Origin of the sequence: Cellulosimicrobium cellulans, from assembly GCF_007679345.1 — a bacterium.
Lineage (GTDB): Bacteria > Actinomycetota > Actinomycetes > Actinomycetales > Cellulomonadaceae > Cellulomonas > Cellulomonas cellulans_A.
In genome coordinates this window covers 491,669-508,225 of record NZ_VEGH01000001.1, presented here as the reverse complement: position 1 = coordinate 508,225, position 16,557 = coordinate 491,669, and the positions used below count along the sequence as shown (strand labels likewise).

General features: G+C 76.6%; 14 protein-coding genes and 1 tRNA gene. 9 read left to right on the top strand and 6 right to left on the bottom strand.

The features are described from left to right. The 7 genes from FS882_RS02350 to FS882_RS02325 form a co-directional block, all read left to right on the top strand. Positions 1–273, top strand: a 273-nt coding sequence (locus FS882_RS02350) for an ATP/GTP-binding protein (protein WP_187365092.1), incomplete at its 5' end; no start/stop codon positions are given. A 35-nt stretch (positions 274–308) separates the two neighbouring features. Next, complete coding sequence (locus FS882_RS02345) at positions 309–725, top strand: PIN domain-containing protein (protein ID WP_262348008.1); 417 nt, start codon at positions 309–311, stop codon at positions 723–725. Positions 726–964: 239 nt separating this feature from the next. Continuing rightward, entirely contained in the window at positions 965–2,152 is a 1,188-nt protein-coding gene (locus FS882_RS02340) for a lytic polysaccharide monooxygenase (RefSeq protein ID WP_158370343.1), read from the top strand. 81 nt (positions 2,153–2,233) lie between these two features. Further along, on the top strand, positions 2,234–3,331 hold the full coding sequence (locus FS882_RS02335; protein ID WP_158370341.1) for a DUF916 domain-containing protein: 1,098 nt from the start codon (positions 2,234–2,236) through the stop codon (positions 3,329–3,331). A gap of 43 nt (positions 3,332–3,374) precedes the next feature. Further along, on the top strand, positions 3,375–4,178 hold the full coding sequence (locus FS882_RS02330; RefSeq protein WP_158370339.1) for an SDR family NAD(P)-dependent oxidoreductase: 804 nt from the start codon (positions 3,375–3,377) through the stop codon (positions 4,176–4,178). Between the two features lie 209 nt (positions 4,179–4,387). After that, positions 4,388–4,531 (top strand): hypothetical protein, encoded by a 144-nt coding sequence (locus FS882_RS20815; protein WP_187365091.1) that lies wholly within the window; start codon positions 4,388–4,390, stop codon positions 4,529–4,531. Positions 4,532–4,676: 145 nt separating this feature from the next. Beyond that, positions 4,677–4,767: transfer RNA gene (locus FS882_RS02325), tRNA-Ser, on the top strand. Positions 4,768–4,773: 6 nt separating this feature from the next. On the opposite strand, the gene FS882_RS02320 is transcribed toward FS882_RS02325, so the two are convergent. From FS882_RS02320 to FS882_RS02310, 3 genes are all read right to left on the bottom strand, one after another. Next, positions 4,774–6,036 carry a hypothetical protein gene (locus tag FS882_RS02320; protein WP_158370337.1) on the bottom strand — a complete coding sequence of 421 codons (1,263 nt, stop codon included), beginning with the start codon at positions 6,034–6,036 and terminating at the stop codon, positions 4,774–4,776. Then, positions 6,033–6,608 (bottom strand): sigma-70 family RNA polymerase sigma factor, encoded by a 576-nt coding sequence (locus FS882_RS02315; protein ID WP_262348007.1) that lies wholly within the window; start codon positions 6,606–6,608, stop codon positions 6,033–6,035. Before FS882_RS02315 ends, FS882_RS02320 begins: the two co-directional genes overlap by 4 nt. An 87-nt stretch (positions 6,609–6,695) precedes the next feature. Next, positions 6,696–8,558, bottom strand: coding sequence for a glycoside hydrolase family 6 protein (locus FS882_RS02310; RefSeq protein WP_158370335.1), 1,863 nt, complete (start codon positions 8,556–8,558; stop codon positions 6,696–6,698). 147 nt (positions 8,559–8,705) lie between these two features. On the opposite strand from FS882_RS02310, the gene FS882_RS02305 reads away from it, so the two are divergent. After that, positions 8,706–9,758 carry a hypothetical protein gene (locus tag FS882_RS02305; RefSeq protein WP_158370333.1) on the top strand — a complete coding sequence of 351 codons (1,053 nt, stop codon included), beginning with the start codon at positions 8,706–8,708 and terminating at the stop codon, positions 9,756–9,758. A 19-nt stretch (positions 9,759–9,777) separates the two neighbouring features. Here the strand turns inward: FS882_RS02305 and FS882_RS02300 are convergent, their stop codons facing one another. Both FS882_RS02300 and FS882_RS02295 read right to left on the bottom strand, forming a co-directional pair. Beyond that, the gene (locus FS882_RS02300; protein WP_158370331.1) at positions 9,778–10,881 is read right to left on the bottom strand and encodes a DUF916 domain-containing protein; all 1,104 of its coding nucleotides are present in this window, start codon (positions 10,879–10,881) and stop codon (positions 9,778–9,780) included. Positions 10,882–10,976: 95 nt separating this feature from the next. After that, the gene (locus FS882_RS02295; RefSeq protein WP_158370329.1) at positions 10,977–12,869 is read right to left on the bottom strand and encodes an alkaline phosphatase; all 1,893 of its coding nucleotides are present in this window, start codon (positions 12,867–12,869) and stop codon (positions 10,977–10,979) included. A gap of 333 nt (positions 12,870–13,202) precedes the next feature. On the opposite strand from FS882_RS02295, the gene FS882_RS02290 reads away from it, so the two are divergent. Continuing rightward, positions 13,203–16,130 (top strand): lectin-like domain-containing protein, encoded by a 2,928-nt coding sequence (locus tag FS882_RS02290; RefSeq protein WP_158370327.1) that lies wholly within the window; start codon positions 13,203–13,205, stop codon positions 16,128–16,130. Here FS882_RS02290 and FS882_RS02285 read toward each other — a convergent pair. Continuing rightward, a complete protein-coding gene (locus FS882_RS02285) occupies positions 16,094–16,492 on the bottom strand; it encodes a YchJ family protein (protein WP_187365090.1) in 399 nt (132 codons plus the stop codon). The two genes, FS882_RS02290 and FS882_RS02285, sit on opposite strands and share 37 nt — an antisense overlap. Between the last annotated feature and the right edge of the window lie 65 nt (positions 16,493–16,557).

The following is a 16,557-nucleotide window of genomic DNA, read 5'->3' as shown; positions in this document are numbered from 1 at the left end:
GCGATCGGCGCGGTCGTGCTGGTCGACACCGACCGCCTGGACCAGTGCTTCCCGGCCGTCGACTACTTCGAGTCCCGCGGCATCCCGTTCGTCGTCGGCGTGAACTGCTTCGACGGCGTCGCCAAGCACCGCCTGGAGGACGTGCGCGAGGCGCTCGCCATCCCGGCGCACGTGCCGGTGCTCTACACCGACGCCCGGTCCCGCACGGCGACCAAGCAGACGCTGATCTCGCTCGTGCAGCTCGCCATGGAGCGCCTGCGCAACCACGCGTGACGGCCCGGCCCGCGCGCCCCGCTACAGTGCGGGGCGTGCGGGTCTACGCCGACGGCTCGGCGCTCGTGCGCTACCTGCCGTTCCCGGACCACTCGGTGGACTGGCAGCGGTGGGCGGAGCGGCACGGAGCCGACCTCCTCGTCACGTCGCTGTCCCTGAGCGAGCTGCGCCACGCGGCCGCCACGGCGCCGGCGCACGTCCGCGCGCGCGCCCGCGACGCCGCCGAGCAGCTGGAGGTCGTCCGGTTCTCGGACCAGGCCGTCGGCGCCGCCGCGATGACCACCGCGGTCCTGTCGCCGTTCGCGTCCCTGCACCTCGGCGTCGCGCTGGCGCACCCGGAGGTCACGGCGTTCGCGTCGTACGACGTGCGGCTGGCCTCTGTCGCCGCGATCCACGGCCTGACGGTCGTGTCCCCGGGCCTCCCGGACCGCTGGTGGGACGTCGCGGCCTGACCCCCTCGCGCCGACCGCCCGAGAACCTGCCCCCTACAGCCACCCGCATCTCGGGTGCCCACCGCATTTGTGCGAAACGTGGCGCGTGATCTGCGACGTCGCAGAACACCTACCCCCCGGTCGGCGTCCTTAGCGTCGACGACGAGCCCGTGGCCGTCCCGGCACGGGCCGTTCGAGCGGGGGCGACTCGACCTCGCGCGCCGCGGGCCGGCCGCCCCCTGGTGGGAGAGGACGGGAAGATGAGACTGATCAGACGCGCGCTGGGGACGGGGGCGGCGCTGGCGCTGCTCGCGCCGGTCGCCCTGGCGACGGCACCGGCTGCGTGGTCGCACGGCTACGTCGGTGGGTCCGAGTCGGGCATGGTGGCCCGGGCGGCGCTGCGCACCAACGCGAACCTCGGCGCGGTGCAGTACGAGCCGCAGAGCATCGAGGGCCCCAAGGGCTTCCCGGAGGCGGGCCCGGCCGACGGACAGCTCGCCTCGGCGGGGAACGCGCGGTTCTCCGCGCTGGACGAGCAGTCCGCGGACCGGTGGGTGAAGAACGCGATCTCCCCCGGGCCGAACCGGATCAGCTGGGTGTACACGGCACCGCACAAGACCACCAAGTGGGACTACTTCATGACGGTCCCGGGCTGGGACCAGAACGCGCCGCTGAGCCGCGCGTCGTTCGAGAAGATCGGCACCGTGCAGCACGACGGGTCGATGCCGACCGCCGGTGCCGTGCACGTGGTGGACGTCCCGGCGGACCGGGTGGGCTACCACGTCATCTACGCCGCGTGGACGGTCGACGACACCGGCGCCGCGTTCTACAACGTCATCGACGTGGACGTCGCGGGCGAGGAGCCGGGCGTGGTCGACCCGCCGGTCGACCCCGAGACCCCCCCGGACGTCGGCCCGCCGGTCGACCCCGCGGAGCCCGGGACCGGCGACGAGGGGACGGTCGACGTCACCGCGACCGTGCCGCGCCCCGAGCAGACGGACGGCGTGCTGGCCATGTCGGTCGCCGGTTCCGGCCTCGACCTCGGCTCGCCGACCAACGCCGGGGACCGGCTGCGGTTCGAGGGCGCCCTGCCGACCGTCACCGTGACCGACTCGCGCTCCGACGCGCAGGCCGGCGACGGCGGCTGGACCGTGTCCGGCCAAGCCCGCGACCTCGTCGCGGGCGCCACGACGCTCACCGCCGAGAACCTCGGCTGGACGCCGGTCCTGCTCAGCGACAAGCACTGCGTCACGCCCGGGTCGCCCGTCTCGACCCGCCTCGCCGGTGGCACCGGGCTCGCGGCCCCCGCGACCCTCGCCACCGCGGCGTCGCACGGCCGTGCCGGTGCCACCGAGCTGACCGCGGGCGTGGTGCTCGACGTGCCGGTCGACGCGCCGGCCGGCAGCTACGCGGGCGCCGTCACGCTCACGCTGTTCCCGGTCGACTGACCCCCGGTGCCGACGCGGCCGGTCGCCCCGGCCGCGTCGGCACCGCCGTGCCCGCCCTCGACACCCCTCACGGAGCCCGCCGTGCCCCGCACGTCCACCACCCGCCGTCCCCGGCAGCCCGCCGCGCTCGCCCTCGCCGTGGGCCTCGCGCTGCTGCCGGGGCTCGGTGCGCCCGCCCTCGGCCAGGCCGCCGCGGCGGCCGCGACCGAGCGCACCACCTGGGCGCTGGAGCCCGCGACCCCCGACGGCCCCGACGGGCGGGTCTCCTACCGGCACACCCTCGACCCCGGCGCCGAGATCACCGAGCACGTCGCGCTGACCAACTTCAGCGAGCACCCGGTGACCTTCCAGGTCTACGCGGGCGACGGCGTGCTCACCTCCGACGGGCAGTTCGACCTGCCTCCGGCGGGGACCACCCCGGTCGGGGCAGGGTCCTGGATCGCGATGGGCGACCCGGCGGGCGCCCTCGCCGAGCCCGGGACCGTGCAGCACCTGGAGGTCGCCGGGGGCGGCACCGTCACCGTGCCGTTCGTCGTGCGCGTCCCCGCCGAGGCCACGCCCGGCGACCACCCCGCCGGGATCGTCGCCGCCGTGGCCACGAGCACCGCCGACGGGGCCGGGGTCGACAGCCGGGTCGGCGCCCGCCTGCACCTGCGGGTCACCGGGGACCTGGTCACCGCCCTCGCGGTGCCCGAGGTCGTGGCGACCTACGTCCCGTCCTGGAACCCGTTGGCCGCCGGCACGCTGCGGCTGGAGTACCAGATCGCGAACGTCGGCAACGTCCGGCTCGGCGGTACCGTCGCCACCCACGTCGCCGGCCCGTTCGGCCTTGCCGGGGGCGGCACCGAGGGGCCGGACCCGCGGGAGGTGCTGCCCGGCGCCTCCGTCCCCGTCATCACCGAGGTCCCCGCCTGGCCGCTGGGGCGGCTGTCCGGGGAGGTGACGATCACCCCGGTCGTCGTGGGCGAGGACGCGCTCACCGGCGCCTCCGTCCTGGTGCAGGTGCCGTTCAGCGCGTGGGCGCTGCCGTGGGTGCAGGTCGCCGTGGTGGTCCTGGTCGCCGCCGCCGTGGTCGCCGCGGTGCTGCTGCGCTGGCGCCGCGCCGAGGCCGCTCAGCGACGGATCGACGAGGCGGTCGCCGCCGCCCGCGCGGCCGCCGGGCCCCCGTGGGCCCGCTGACCGCGCCTCGCGGAGTCCGCCCTCGACCGCCTACCGTCGGGGCATGACGCAGCTCGACCTCACCGGGCGCACCGCGCTCGTCACCGGATCCACCCAGGGCATCGGCGCGGCGATCGCCGCCGGCCTCGCCCGCGCCGGGGCCCGCGTGGCCGTCAACGGCCGCACCGCCGGCTCGGTCGGAACCGCCGTCGCGCGGCTGGCCGCGGAGCACGGGGACGGCCCCGGGTCGTTCGTCGCCGCACCCGGCGACGTCAGCACCGACGCGGGCGCCGAGGCGGTCCGCGCCGCCGTCCCCGACGTCGACGTGCTGGTCAACAACCTCGGCATCTTCGAGGCCCGCCCGGCGCTGGAGATCACCGACGACGAGTGGCGCCGGTACTTCGAGGTCAACGTGCTCGCCGCCGTCCGGCTGACCCGGGCGTACCTGCCGGGGATGACCGGGCGCGGGTGGGGCCGGGTGCTGAACATCGCCTCGGACTCGGCCGTCGTCATCCCGGCCGAGATGATCCACTACGGGATGTCGAAGACCGCCCTGCTCGCGGTGTCCCGCGGCTTCGCCAAGGAGGCGGCCGGGACCGGGGTCACGGTGAACTCGGTGATCGCCGGACCGACGCACACCGGCGGCGTCGAGGAGTTCGTGTACTCGCTGGTCGAGAAGGACCTCCCGTGGGACGAGGCGCAGCGCGAGTTCATGCGGCGGCACCGGCCGCAGTCGCTGCTGCAGCGGCTGATCGAGCCCGAGGAGATCGCGAACCTGGTGGTGTACCTGGCATCACCGCTGGCGTCGGCGACGACCGGTGGCGCGGTGCGGGTGGACGGCGGGTACGTGGACGCGATCCTGCCCTGAGGTCGTCGCTGCGTGGGTGCCGCTGAGTGGTGCTCTCCCCGCTGATCATGCGAGAACATGCGTCTCGACCACGACCGGACTCAGTCCGGGTCGGTACGGCGGGACAGGGTGGCGGGTGCGCTCGCTGACGGATCACGAGGAGCCGTCGGGGCTGCTGCTGGCGTACGTGGACGAGTCCGTACTCGACGGACCGCTTCTACCTCGGAGCGGTGCTCGTCGACGGTGCCGCCGTCCACCGGATCGAGGCCGGGCTCGACTCCCTGGTCGCGCAGTACCACTTCGCGCCGTCGCACCACTCCCGGCTGCTCCAGGCGGCGCCCGTCGTCGAGCACGAGCACTGCTGGACCCCGTAGACGCACGAGGGCCCCGTCCGTCGACGGGGCCCAAGGCAAGGCGGGAGGCCTGATGGCGTCCTGCAGGTCCAGGGTAGCGAGGTTCGGCAGACCCCAGCCACCCCTTCTCGCTCGGGTTCCCGCTGGTAGGGTCGCCGCGTTCGTGGGAGGGCTGGCTGAGCGGCCGAAAGCGACGGTCTTGAAAACCGTTGGGGCGTCGAAAGGCGTCCTCGTGGGTTCGAATCCCACGCCCTCCGCTCCGCTCACCGGGTCGGGTCGAAGGTCACCCGGAAGGGGCCGCCGGCGACCGTCCGCGGCGCCGTCCGGCCGTCGGCGTCGGTCGCCGCGACGGTGTCCAGGACGTACAGGTCGTAGTCGCCGGCGGTCGGCTGGGCCCAGGGCGGCTCGGGGCAGCCGGACCACCACTGGAACACCTCGGACGCGAACGCCCCGCCGGGCTCCACCGCGAACGGGGTCCCGGTCAGGGCCCCGTCGACGACCGAGAACCCGTCGGGACCGGTCACGACCGTGCCGGAGTCGTCCACGAGCACCGCGCGCAGGCCCTGCGGCACGAGCCCCTCCAGCCCGGCGCGCGTCGCCGTCAGGGTCACCGGGACGTGCAGCCCGGCGCTGCCGATCCGGGTCGGCGCGCCCTCGGGCCCGAACGACGCCACCAGGTCGGGGTCCGCGGCGGCGCGCCGCCACGCGTCCGGCAGCGGCTGCCCGCACACGGGACGGTCCTGGTAGCGCTGGACGGCCTGCTCGGCCGTGCGGGCCGCGGCCACGGCGTCGAACGCGTCACCCAGCGCCACGGGCGCCAGCTCGACCGTCTCGTCGGCGTCCGACGCGATCACACGGAACGTCCCGGACAGCGGCCGGCCCGTCCGGCAGTCCAGGGCCGGGTACAGCCAGGAGGGCGAGAAGGTGCCGGGGCTGGTGGTGGACTCGACCTGCGGCAGCTCGCGGCCCGGCTCGTTCCAGAACGCGACCGTGCCGGTCTCGTCCAGCAGCAGCACCCGGAGGTCGGACGTCCCGTCGCCGGCGGGCTCGCCCGGGCGGTCGCTCGTCGTCTGCAGGTTCAGGAACAGCGTGGTGTCGCCCGCGCCGCCGCGGAACGCCGCCGCCGGCACGTCGAAGGCGCCGGGCACGACGGCGCCCTGGACCTCCACCACGGCGCTGTCGTGCAGCTGGACGGCGGGCGCGGTCCCGCAGGGCTCGGTGCCCGGGACCCAGCCCGCCACCGGCCCGGTGGCCGTCGTCGGCGTCGCCGACGGGCTCGGCGAGGGGGAGGCGGAGGACGTCGGACGAGCGGGCGCCACCGGGCTCGGCCCGGGGACCGCGCCGAGCGCCAGCGCCGCGGCGCCGACGGAGGTCGCGGCGACGAGGGCGGCGGCGACGCCCGCCGTGCGCCGGACGGCCCGGCGTCGGCGGACCCGGCGCCGGAGGTCGGCGACCGGCGGGGTGCGGAGCACACGGGCCGCCCCGACGGCGATCTCCGCCAGGCCGGCGCGCAGGTCCTCGCTCATCGGCGGTCCCCCTCGTGGACGAGCACGGTCTCGGACGGCAGCAGCGCGGCCTGCGGGCCGAGCACCTCGGCGAGCCGGGCCACCGCGGTGCTGAGGTAGCGCTTGACGGTGCCCTCGGCGATGCCCAGGACGGCCGCGATGTCCCGCACCTGCAGGTCGTCCCAGTAGCGCAGCACGACGCACGCCCGCTGCCGCCGGGACAGCCCGTCGAGGGCCGCCTGCACGTCGCGGCGCTCGGCCACCCGTTCGGCGGGGCCGTCGTAGCTGTCCGCCCGGCCGAGCAGGTGCCGCACGCGGTCCCACTGCCGCCGGCGCCGGTACCGGTCGACCCAGGTCGTCGCCATCACGCGGCGCAGGTAGCCCTCGGCCGACTCGAGCTCGAGCACCCGGGACCGGGCGAACGTGGTGACCAGCGCGTCCTGGAGCAGGTCCTCGGCCTCCCGCAGGTCGCCGGTGAGCAGGTACGCGTAGGCCCCGAGCGCGTCCCCGCGCCGGCGGACCAGCTCCGCCATCAGGTCGTCAGACCTCCCGGCCCGGTCCATCCCCACCCCCTGGTGCTGCGACAGCGTCACACACAAGGACGGTTCCGCGGGCCGGAACGTTGCAGGCGGCGCGCGACGGGTTCGGTCGCACGTCCGCGGCGGGGCCCCGGCGCCGCGTCACCACGCCGCGCGTGCCGCGAGCCCCAGGGTGTACTCCTCCCAGTACGTCCCGGCGGCCGGGCCGCCGTTGCACGTCCCGTCCGAGCGCCCGACCGTCTTGATCCACAGGTTCGCCACGTGCGGGCCCGCGCCGGTCGCGCCGGGTCGGGCGCCGAGCGCGCGCCCGTCGGGGTTGCACCACACGGTGCCGTCCGGCCCGGCGAGCGGCCCCGCGCCGTTGCGCGAGGTGTCCACGACGAACGCCTTGCCGCCGAGCAGCGCCGACAGGTAGGTGCCGTAGGCCTCCTCGTGCGCGCTGCGCTGGAAGTTCGACACGTTGACCGAGAAGCCCGCGGCGCGGTCGACGCCCGCGGCCCGCAGCCGCAGCGCCATCTCGCGGAGCTGGTCGGCGCTCCAGCCGAAGCTGTTGCTGCTGGCGGCGTCGAGGTAGACCTCGGCGCCGGCGGCGGCGTAGGCCTCCACGGAGGTGCGCAGCAGCGCGAGGCGCTCGTCGCGGTCCCCGCACCGGTCGAGGTGCAGCAGCGCGTCCGGCTCGACCACGACGACGGCGCGCGCGCCGCGCAGGCCCGCGGCGACGCCGGTGACCCAGGCGCGGTACTCGTCGGCGGTCGCGAGGCCGCCCGCGGAGTAGGACCCGCAGTCGCGGTGCGGGATGGCGTAGGTGACGAAGACCGGGGTCCGACCGGCCGCGGTGGCCGCCGCGGCGTAGCTGCGGACGGCGGTGGTGCCGTCGGCGGGGCCCAGCCAGCGCGCGGAGCCGCCGCTCGCGGCCTTGTCGAGCAGCAGGGCGTCGGCGGTCCGGCCCTGCGTGCGGGCGGTGGCCGCGGCGCGGGCGACGTCGGAGGCGGGGTCGGCGTACTGCGGCGCACCGGACAGGACGGTGCGGTAGACCCTCTCGCCCGAGCCCCCGTCCGTCGACGCGCCCCCGGAGCCCGAGCCGGGGCGGTGCACCACCGGCAGCGGCGCGGGCAGGGGCAGGGTCACGACGGCCGGCACCTTCTCGGTGGCCGGGGTCGGCGAGGACCAGGCGCTCGCCCCGTCCCGCGCGATCAGGTAGATGCGCCCGTGGTCCTTGACGACGAGCCGGGCGCCGGGGGACGCCGCACCGGCCGACCACAGCACCGCGCCCGCCGGGGAGATCACCTGCAGGTCGCCGGCGGTGGTGACCCGCGCGGAGGCGCCGGGGGCCGACGTGCCGGTCCGCCACTCGACCCCGCCGGCGCGGGTGAGGGCGAGGTCGCCGTCTCCGCCCATCGTCAGCCGCACGTCCCCGGTGGCGATCGACTCGCCCGCGAGCAGGAGCCCACCCGACGGCACCCGGTCGGCGGCCGACGTCCGCAGGGCGGGGCCGTCGGTGGTGGACTTCCACACCAGCCGGCCCGCCGTGTCCACGGTGTACACGACGCCGTCCGGCTTGACGATCGACCGTGCCCCCGCCGACGCCGCGCCCGTCGTCCAGAGCAGCGTCCCCGACGCCGAGCGCACCTCCAGCGCCCCCGACGGCTGCTGCACGAGCCGCGCCCCGGGGTTGCCGGTCGTCCCGGTGTGCCAGAGGACCGGACCGCCGCCGAGGCGCACGGTCACGTCGCCGTCGGCGCCGACCGCGAGGGTGTGGGCGCTGCCGACCGCGGTGAGCGCGGTGCCCGCGGTGAGTTCCTGGCCGGAGGTGAGCCGGTCGACCGGGGCAGCGGCGGTGGGAGCGGCCGCCCGGACCGGGGCGCCCGTGCCCGCCGCGGAGGCCGGGGAGGGGGCGAGCACGACGGCGGCGAGCAGCGCGACGGTGGCCGCCCGGACGGCGACGGCGAGCGGCGCCGACCAGCGGGAGGTCGACCGGGGCAGGGCGGAGCGGGTGCGGGGCATGGCGGGTCCTCGTCGGGAACGGCTTTCCCCACCCATCGGCGGCCGTCGGCGCCCGCGACCTCGTAGGTGCGGGTGAACCGCCACCTAGGTGCCGGCGGTGCGTACGGTCGTGCCCGACCGGGGGGCGGTCGATCAGAGAGGATCGCCATGCCCCCGACCACCGTCCGCCACGTCCTCGCCGGCGCCTGCGCCGCTGCGCTCCTGCTCGCCGGCTGCACCGGTGGGTCGCCCGACGCGGGCGCCACCGCACCCGCACCCGCGCCCGACCTCGGCCCGCTCGAGGAGTACCTCGCCCGCGTGTACGGCTGGGCGGACGGCGACGCGCCGAGCGCCGAGGACCAGCAGGCCGAGCACGACCGGCGGCAGCGCGAGGCCGAGGAGCGCATCGCGGCGTGCATGCGCGAGCAGGGGTTCGACTACGTCCCCGCCGACGGCGACGGGGGCGTGGTGTCCGGCGTGGACCCGGAGGTCGCGTGGGGCACCGCCGAGTTCGCCGAGCAGTACGGCTACGGGATCAGCACCGACCCCTACGGCTGGGACGACCAGGAGCTCCCGATGACGGAGGACCCCAACCAGGAGTACCTCGACGCGATGTCCGACGCCGAGCGGGACGCGTACTGGGCGGCGCTCTGGGGCCCGCCGCACGAGGCGGACGAGACGTTCGACGCCGACGAGTGGGAGTACGACTGGACCCGGGCGGGCTGCAACGGCGCGGCCCACCACGAGGTCTGGGACGACGACCCGTCGGACGAGTTCGCCGGGCTCCAGGACGCGATGCGCGAGGTGTGGGAGCAGATCGCCGTCGACCCGCGGGTGCGCGCCCTCGACGCCGCGTGGTCCGCGTGCATGGCGGCGGCCGGCTTCGGCGGCCTCGACTCGCGGGACTCGGTCTACCAGCCGCTCAACGACGAGTGGAACCGGGTCCAGGGGTGGGACGACCCGGACTACCAGGCGCTGCTGGAGGCCTGGGACTGGGCGGCCGACCCGGACGGACCCGGGGAGCCCGACGTGGACCCGGAGGAGGTGCGCGCGTTCACGGCGCACGAGATCGCGATGGCCGTCGCCGACGTCGGGTGCCAGGTGGAGGTCGCGTACGACGACGGGGTCCGGCAGGTCAGCCACGAGCTCCAGCGGGAGTTCGTGGACCACCACCGGGCCGAGCTCGACGCGTGGGTGGCGGCCGCCACCGGGGACGCGTGAGCCCGGCCCGGCCCGGACGTCAGACCGCCGAGCCCGCACCGCCGGCCTGCGCGACCGCCGCGGCGATCCGCCGCTGCGTCAGGGCCTCCCGCCGGGCGCGCGCCCGGCGGACGGCCAGCGCCACGCCGACCAGCAGGAGCACCAGCCCGAGCTGCGGCCAGGGCACGGCCCAGGCCGACCAGGACGACTCGGCGGCCGTCAGGGCGGCCGTCACCTCGTCCCCGCCGACGACCGACGGTGCGACGGCGACCCCGCCGCCGAGCCGGACCAGCGGCCACGCCTCGACCTCGACGCTGCTCGCGGCGGTGCCCCCGGGCAGCACCTCGCGCAGCGCGGGACCGTCCACGGTCGTGCGGGCGGCGCCGAACGGCCCGGCGGCGCTCGCGGACGACGTGGTCCCGAGGCGGACGTTGCCGGTGTTCGCCACGGTGTAGTCGACGCGCAGCGTGCCGGGGGCGAACGGGTTCCACGACGGGGTCCACGTCGTGCGCACGTCCTGCACGGCCAGCGCCGGGGCGAGGTCGCCGGTGACCCGCAGGTGCAGGCGCGCCCCGACCCGGCTGTCCATCGCGACGCCCGCGCCCGCGTCGGTGGCGAGCGCGGCGACGACGCCGGCGGGGTGGTCGCCGGGGGTGGCGTCGGCGGGCACGCGGACGACGAGCGGCAGCGTCACCGCCGACGCGGCCGGCACCTCGACGCGGTGGACCGCACCGGGCTCGGCGAGCGCGCCTGCCGCGTCGCCGAGCGCGATCCAGGCCCCGGCGGCCTCGGCCTCGGACCCGGTCGGCGGCAGGTCGAACTGCCCGTCGGCGGTGAGGAGCCCGTCGCCGGCGTACACCTCGAAGGTCGCCGCGTGGTCGGAGAAGTTGGTGAGCGTGACGTGCTCGGCGATCTCGGTGCCGGGGTCGACGTCGTGCCGGAACGACACCCGGCCGTCGGGGCCGTCGGCGGTGGCCGGCTCCAGGGCCCAGGTGGTGCGGGCGGCGGCCTCGGCGGCGGGCGCCGGGTCGCCCGCGGCGGGCGCGAGCGCGGCGGCGTGCCCGGCGGTGGGCAGCGCCAGGGCGGCGGCGAGGGCGAGGGCGGCGGACGCCCGACGGCGTCGCGGGGTGGTGGTGCGCGGCACGGCGGTCTCCAGCGGGTCGCGGGGGAGGTGGCGGGGGAGGGCGGGGCGAGGGCCCGGCGTGCCCGTGCGGGCGGCGCCGGGCCCTCGCGGTGGGGTCAGTCGACCGGGAACAGCGACACCGTGAGCGAGCCGGCGTACTCGCCGGCGCGGGTGTCGACGGGGACCTCGAGCGCGAGCTCGGCGGTGAGGTGGGTGGTGCCGAGCCGGCCGTCCGAGGTCGCCGTCGCGAGCGTCGCCGGGGTGGCGAGGCCCGCGCCGCCGCCGAGGACGGTCGCGACCGGCGAGCCGGGCGTGACGCCCGGCCTGGTGGTGAGCAGGCCCGGCGTCCAGCCGAGGTGCTGCGCCCGCAGGACCTGCGAGCCGGTGGACAGGTCCGCCGCCTGGCCGGAGACGGTCCAGCCGCCCGTCCCCGCCTGGGCGTTCGAGCGGGAGTCGGTCACCGACACCGTCGGCAGCGCGCCGCCGAACCGGAGCCGGTCGCCGACGTCGGCGCCGCCGCCGAGGGCCACGCCCTCGCCGAAGTCGGCCACCGACATGGTGAGCGAGCCCTCGACCTCGCCGGCCTGCGGCACGGTCGCGGTCAGCGGGATCTCACCGGCCTCCGGCGCGTCCTCGCGGCCCCAGGACTCGAACGCCACCCGGGCGACGTCGACGTTGTCCAGGTAGGCGCCGCGGACCGGGTCGGTCCCCGTCGCGTAGGAGGCGAGCAGCTCCGACCCGGCGCCCTTGGCGAACAGCGGGACGAGCTGGTTGGTGTGGTTGCCGGAGAACCAGGCCTCGTCCGGCAGCTGGCCCTTGGCGCCGGTGATCGGCGTCCAGGTCGGGTCGGACTGCGACCCGTCGAGGTAGCCCGTCTCGTGGTCGGCGGTGACGATGACGAGGGTCTCGTCCCAGGAGGACTCGGCCTCGACCCAGTCGACGACCGTCTCGACGGCGCGGTTGAACTCGACCGTCTCCTCGATGTTCCGGGTGGTCTCGTTGGCGTGGCCGGTCCAGTCGATGGCGCCGCCCTCGACCATGAGGAACAGCCCGTCCTCGTCCTGCTCCAGCACGTTGAGCGCACCCTGGGTCATCGTGGCGAGGGACGCGACGTCGTTCTGCGCGACCTCGAACGGCAGCTGCCCCTCGGCACCGCCGGAGCGCGCCTGCTGCAGCGTGGAGGCGACCTGGGCGAGGCCGAAGACCTGCTCGGGGACGTCGCCGCCCGCGGCCAGCGCCTCGAACTCGGCCCTGTCCTCGATCAGGGTGAACGGGGTCTGGCCGTCCGTGAGCTTGTTCCAGGCGCCCTCGCTGAGGTAGTCGAACCGGCCGGTGCCGATCGCCTGGTGGTCGTCGTCGAAGTACGGGTGACCGGCGCCCATGATGACGTCGAGCGGGCCCGCGATCATCTCGTCGGAGATGCCGTGCAGGTCGTTGCGGCTGGCGTTGTGCGCGCCCCACGACGCGGGCGTCGCGTGCGAGAACTGCACCGACGTGACCACGCCGGTGGCCTTGTCGAGCTCGGCGGCGCGCTCGGCGACGTTCTCGACCCGGTTGCCCTCGGGGTCGAGGCCGAGCATGCCGTTGTTCGTCTTCACCCCCGTGGCCAGCGCGGTCCCCGCGGCGGCGGAGTCGGTGGCGCCCTCGGAGATCCAGTCGAAGTCGGCCCAGGCCTTGGTCGGGTCGTACTCCGCGCGGCCGTTGGCCGAGTGGGTCGACATGGCGACCTGGACGGGGAACGACTGGAACACCTGCGACGCCGTCCCGGGCAGGTGCCGGATCGTGCCGGCCTGCGGGTCGACGTCGACCTGGGCATAGGTGGTGCCGTGCTCGTAGAGCGACGCGGCGTCGATGTGGTTGTAGCCCATGCCGTCGCCGATGAGGACGATGACGTTCTTCGGGCTGGTGGGGTCGGCAGCGGCCGCGGGCACGGCCGAGGTCAGGGCGACGGCGGCGGCGATCGCGCTCGTCCCCGCGAGGGAGAGCCACCGGCTGGGTCGTCGGGTCATGATCTCTTTTCCTGTCGAGTCACGGCGAGCGGTCACTCGCCTCCTCGACCCTCGGCGTCGGCTGTGTATCGCCGGTGAACTGCCGGAGAAACCGGACGAAACAGTCGAACCGCCCTGGCGGCCGACGCCGGAATTGCGTGGCGGTCGTGGCGCTCAATCACCGCGCGACCACCTACTCGACCTCTGTGGAACCACTCAACTACGACGTTGCTGCACCGGTGGTGATACGCAAAAGTCCCATCGTCCACCTACGGGCCCAGACATCGTGCGTCGCGCTGCGCTGGCATGCGGTCCAGACGACGGCGCGGGAGCCGTCCGGAGGAGGACACGCAGATGCCGAGAACACCGGCGCGCCGAGTGGCGCGCGCCCTGGGGACGACCGTGACGGCGCTCGCCCTGGCGCTCGCGGGGGCGGTGGGCGTCCCCGCCGCAGAGGCACCGAGGCCCGCCGCGGCGGACGAGGGGTCGCTGCTGCTGCTCGAGACGTTCGAGGGCCGGGCGGTCGCGGACCCCCGCGTGATCCCGCTCGGCTCGGTCTGCCTGACCGGCGCGTCCACGGGCCTGACGCCCCCGGTGGCCGGCGGGTCCGCGCTGGGGCCCTGCCCGCCCGGGAGCGGCAGCGGGCCGACGCCCGGCGCGGCTCCGGGCTTCCTGCAGCTCACCGACGACGTGGTGAGCCAAGCGGGCGGCGTGGCCCTCGACCGCGCCGTCCCCGCAGGTGCCGGGCTCGTGGTCGAGTACGACCAGTACATGTACCGACCCCGCGGCGGGGACGGCGCCGACGGCATCGGGCTCGTGCTCGTCGACGGCGCGCACGACCTGCGCGAGCTCGGCGCCTTCGGCGGCAGCCTCGGCTACGCCCAGGACCGGACGACGCCGGGGGTCTCCGGCGCCTACCTCGGCGTCGGGTTCGACCTGTACGGGAACTTCGCGCGGGACGACACCGGACGCGGTGCGGGGTGCGCGGCGCCGTCGCCGTACACCGCCGGGCTGGTGCCGAACGCGGTGACCGTCCGCGGCCCGGGCGACGGAGGCACCGGCTACTGCTGGCTCGCGACCCGGGAGCTCGACAGGTCCGCGCAACGGCTCGACGCCTCCGGCTGGACCTCGACGACGGCGCTGCTCGCGGCCGCGCAGCGGAACGTGCGCGTCACCGTCAGCCCCGACGTCCGGCCGGACGTCACGGTCGAGATCGACTTCACCGGGACCCGCACCGCCTACCAGACCGTGCTCACGCACACCATGGCCGAGGAGGCGCCCGCGACGTACAAGCTGGGCTTCGCCGCCGCGACGGGCGCCGTGAGCGACGTGCACCTGATCCGCGACGTGGAGGTCCGCACGGTCGAGCCCCTGTCGCCCCTCCACCTGGTCGTCCAGGTGGCGCAGACCGACGACCTGCCGGACGCGTTCCGGGCCGGCAGCGCGGTCCCGTTCGACCTGGTGGTCACGAACACCGACGCCGAGCCGCTGACCGACGTCCAGGTGCACGACCCGCTGGTCGGACCCGACGCGGTGTGCACGGTGCCCGAGCTCGGACCCGCCGGCTCCGCGACCGCGTCGGTGACGTGCCGGGTCGAGGTCGTCGTCGGGGCCGAGCACGCCCGGGCCGGCGAGCTGCTGAACGCGGCACGGGCGACGGCGATCGGCGCGGACGGGCCCGTCACGGCGACCGACGACGTCCTCGTGGCGATCACCGGGAGCCCCGGGCTCGAGATCACCACGTCCGCGGTGGTCGACGGGGGCCCGGGCGGGCTCGTCACGGCGGGCGACCTCGTCCTGCTCGCCTACGAGGTGCGGAACACGGGCGACGTCGACCTGACCGACGTGCGCGTCCGCGAGGACCTGGGCGTCGCGGTCACCTGCGACGCGACGGCGCTGGCGCCGGGCGAGGCGACGGTCTGCGCGGCGGAGCCCTACGTGCTGCGGGACGCCGACCTGCTCGCCTCCGGGGTCAGGAGCGTGGCGTCCCCGGACGCGACCGTGCCGGCGCACGCCGACCCGCTGGTCCCCGTCCCGGGCACGCTCGACGTCCCGCTCGTCGCGGCGACCGCCGCCCTCGCGGTCACGCAGGAGGCCGTGCTGGTGGCGGACCACGGCGACGACGTCGCGGGTGTCGGCGACGTCGTGCGGTACGACGTCGCCGTCGAGAACACCGGCGACCTGCCGCTCAGCGGGCTGGTCGTCGAGCACGACCGCGCCGGCTCCGCGACCTGCGGGGCCACCGAGCTCGACCCCGGTGCCACGACCACCTGCACCGGGGACGCCGAGCACGTCGTGACGGAGGCGGACCTCGTGGCGGGCGGGGTCGCGGCGGTCGCCCGGGCGACCGCGCGGACGGCCGCCGGGACGCCGGCCGACGGGGAGCACGCCGTCACGACCCCGACGCGCGCCGCAGTGGCGGAGATCGCGCTGGAGATGACCGCCACCGTCGAGCAGGACGACGCCCCCGGCGTGTCCGAGGTGCGGGTCCGGTACGCGTTCGAGGTGGCGAGCACCGGCACCGTCACCGTGCACGACGTCGCCGTCACCGGCCTGCAGGTGGGGGACGTGCCCGCCGGCGACGTCGTGTGCGCGGCGACCACCCTGGCGCCCGGGGACGTGACCGGCTGCGCGGCCACGGAGGTGTACGTGGTGACCGCTGCCGACCGGGAGGCGGGGGAGGTGCACGCGACCGCCACCGCCCGTGCGCAGGCGCCCGCGGGGGTGCCGGCCGTGCAGCCGGTGACCGCGGGGACGACGGCCTTGGTGCCGGAGATGGTGGTCGACCCGGAGCCCGAGCCGGAGCCCGAGCCGGAGCCCGAGCCGGAGCCGGAGCCGGAGCCGGAGCCGGAGCCGGAGCCGGAGCCGGAGCCGGAGCCGGAGCCCGAGCCGGAGCCGGAGCCCGAGCCGGAGCCCGAGCCGGAGCCCGACCCCTCGCCGGAGCCGGAGCCCGAGCCGTCGCCCGAGCCCGTCCCCTCCCCGGATCCTGCGCCCGGCCCGGATCCTGAGCCGGGCCCTGGCCCCGGGCCGACCACGCCGCCCGGCCAGGGCGGCGCCGGCGGGGGCGGCGGCACGACCGGCGGGGGCGTCGACGGCGGCGCCCCGGATGGCGGCCCGACGGTGCCGGGCGCCCCGCGCACCGGGACGGACCCGGGTGGCCTGGCGGTCACGGGTGGCGCGCTCGCGGCGGGTTCGCTGCTCGCGCTCGCCCTGGTCGCCGCCGGCGCGCTCGTCCTGCGCGCGCGTCAGCGCCGGCCGGGGTCCACCGACCCGTCGACGTAGGTCCACGCGCCGTCCTCGCGGACGAACCGGCTCACCTCGTGCAGCGACCCGCGACCGCTCGGGTCGCTGTACGAGGCCCGGAACTCGACCGTCCCCCCGGTGTCGAACGGCCCGCCGTCGGAGGTCGCGAGCACGTCGAGCCGGCGCCACACCGTCGCGTCGTCCAGGTCGATCGCCGCGGGCCGGGTGGACGGGTGCCACGTCGCCAGCAGGTAGGCGGGGTCACCCACGGCGAACGCGCTGTACCGCGACCGCATCAGCGCCTCCGCGGTCGGGGCGGCCCGCTCCCCGCGGTGCAGCGGGCCGCAGCACTCGTCGTAAGTCAGGCCGCTCAGGCAGGGGCAGCGGGTCGGGGTCGGCACGGGGTCCAGTATCGGCCCCGGCCGTCCCCGCTCCAGCGCACGCCGGCGCTGCCGGTCGAGCGCCC

What these genes read in the sequence shown, in the direction of transcription:
- FS882_RS02320 (WP_158370337.1), bottom strand. Translation starts at nt 6,036, where the DNA reads ATGAGCGAGGACCTGCGCGCCGGCCTGGCGGAGATCGCCGTCGGGGCG.
- FS882_RS02340 (WP_158370343.1), top strand. Translation starts at nt 965, where the DNA reads ATGAGACTGATCAGACGCGCGCTGGGGACGGGGGCGGCGCTGGCGCTG.
- FS882_RS02330 (WP_158370339.1), top strand. Translation starts at nt 3,375, where the DNA reads ATGACGCAGCTCGACCTCACCGGGCGCACCGCGCTCGTCACCGGATCC.
- FS882_RS02310 (WP_158370335.1), bottom strand. Translation starts at nt 8,558, where the DNA reads ATGCCCCGCACCCGCTCCGCCCTGCCCCGGTCGACCTCCCGCTGGTCG.
- FS882_RS02290 (WP_158370327.1), top strand. Translation starts at nt 13,203, where the DNA reads ATGCCGAGAACACCGGCGCGCCGAGTGGCGCGCGCCCTGGGGACGACC.
- FS882_RS02295 (WP_158370329.1), bottom strand. Translation starts at nt 12,869, where the DNA reads ATGACCCGACGACCCAGCCGGTGGCTCTCCCTCGCGGGGACGAGCGCG.
- FS882_RS02305 (WP_158370333.1), top strand. Translation starts at nt 8,706, where the DNA reads ATGCCCCCGACCACCGTCCGCCACGTCCTCGCCGGCGCCTGCGCCGCT.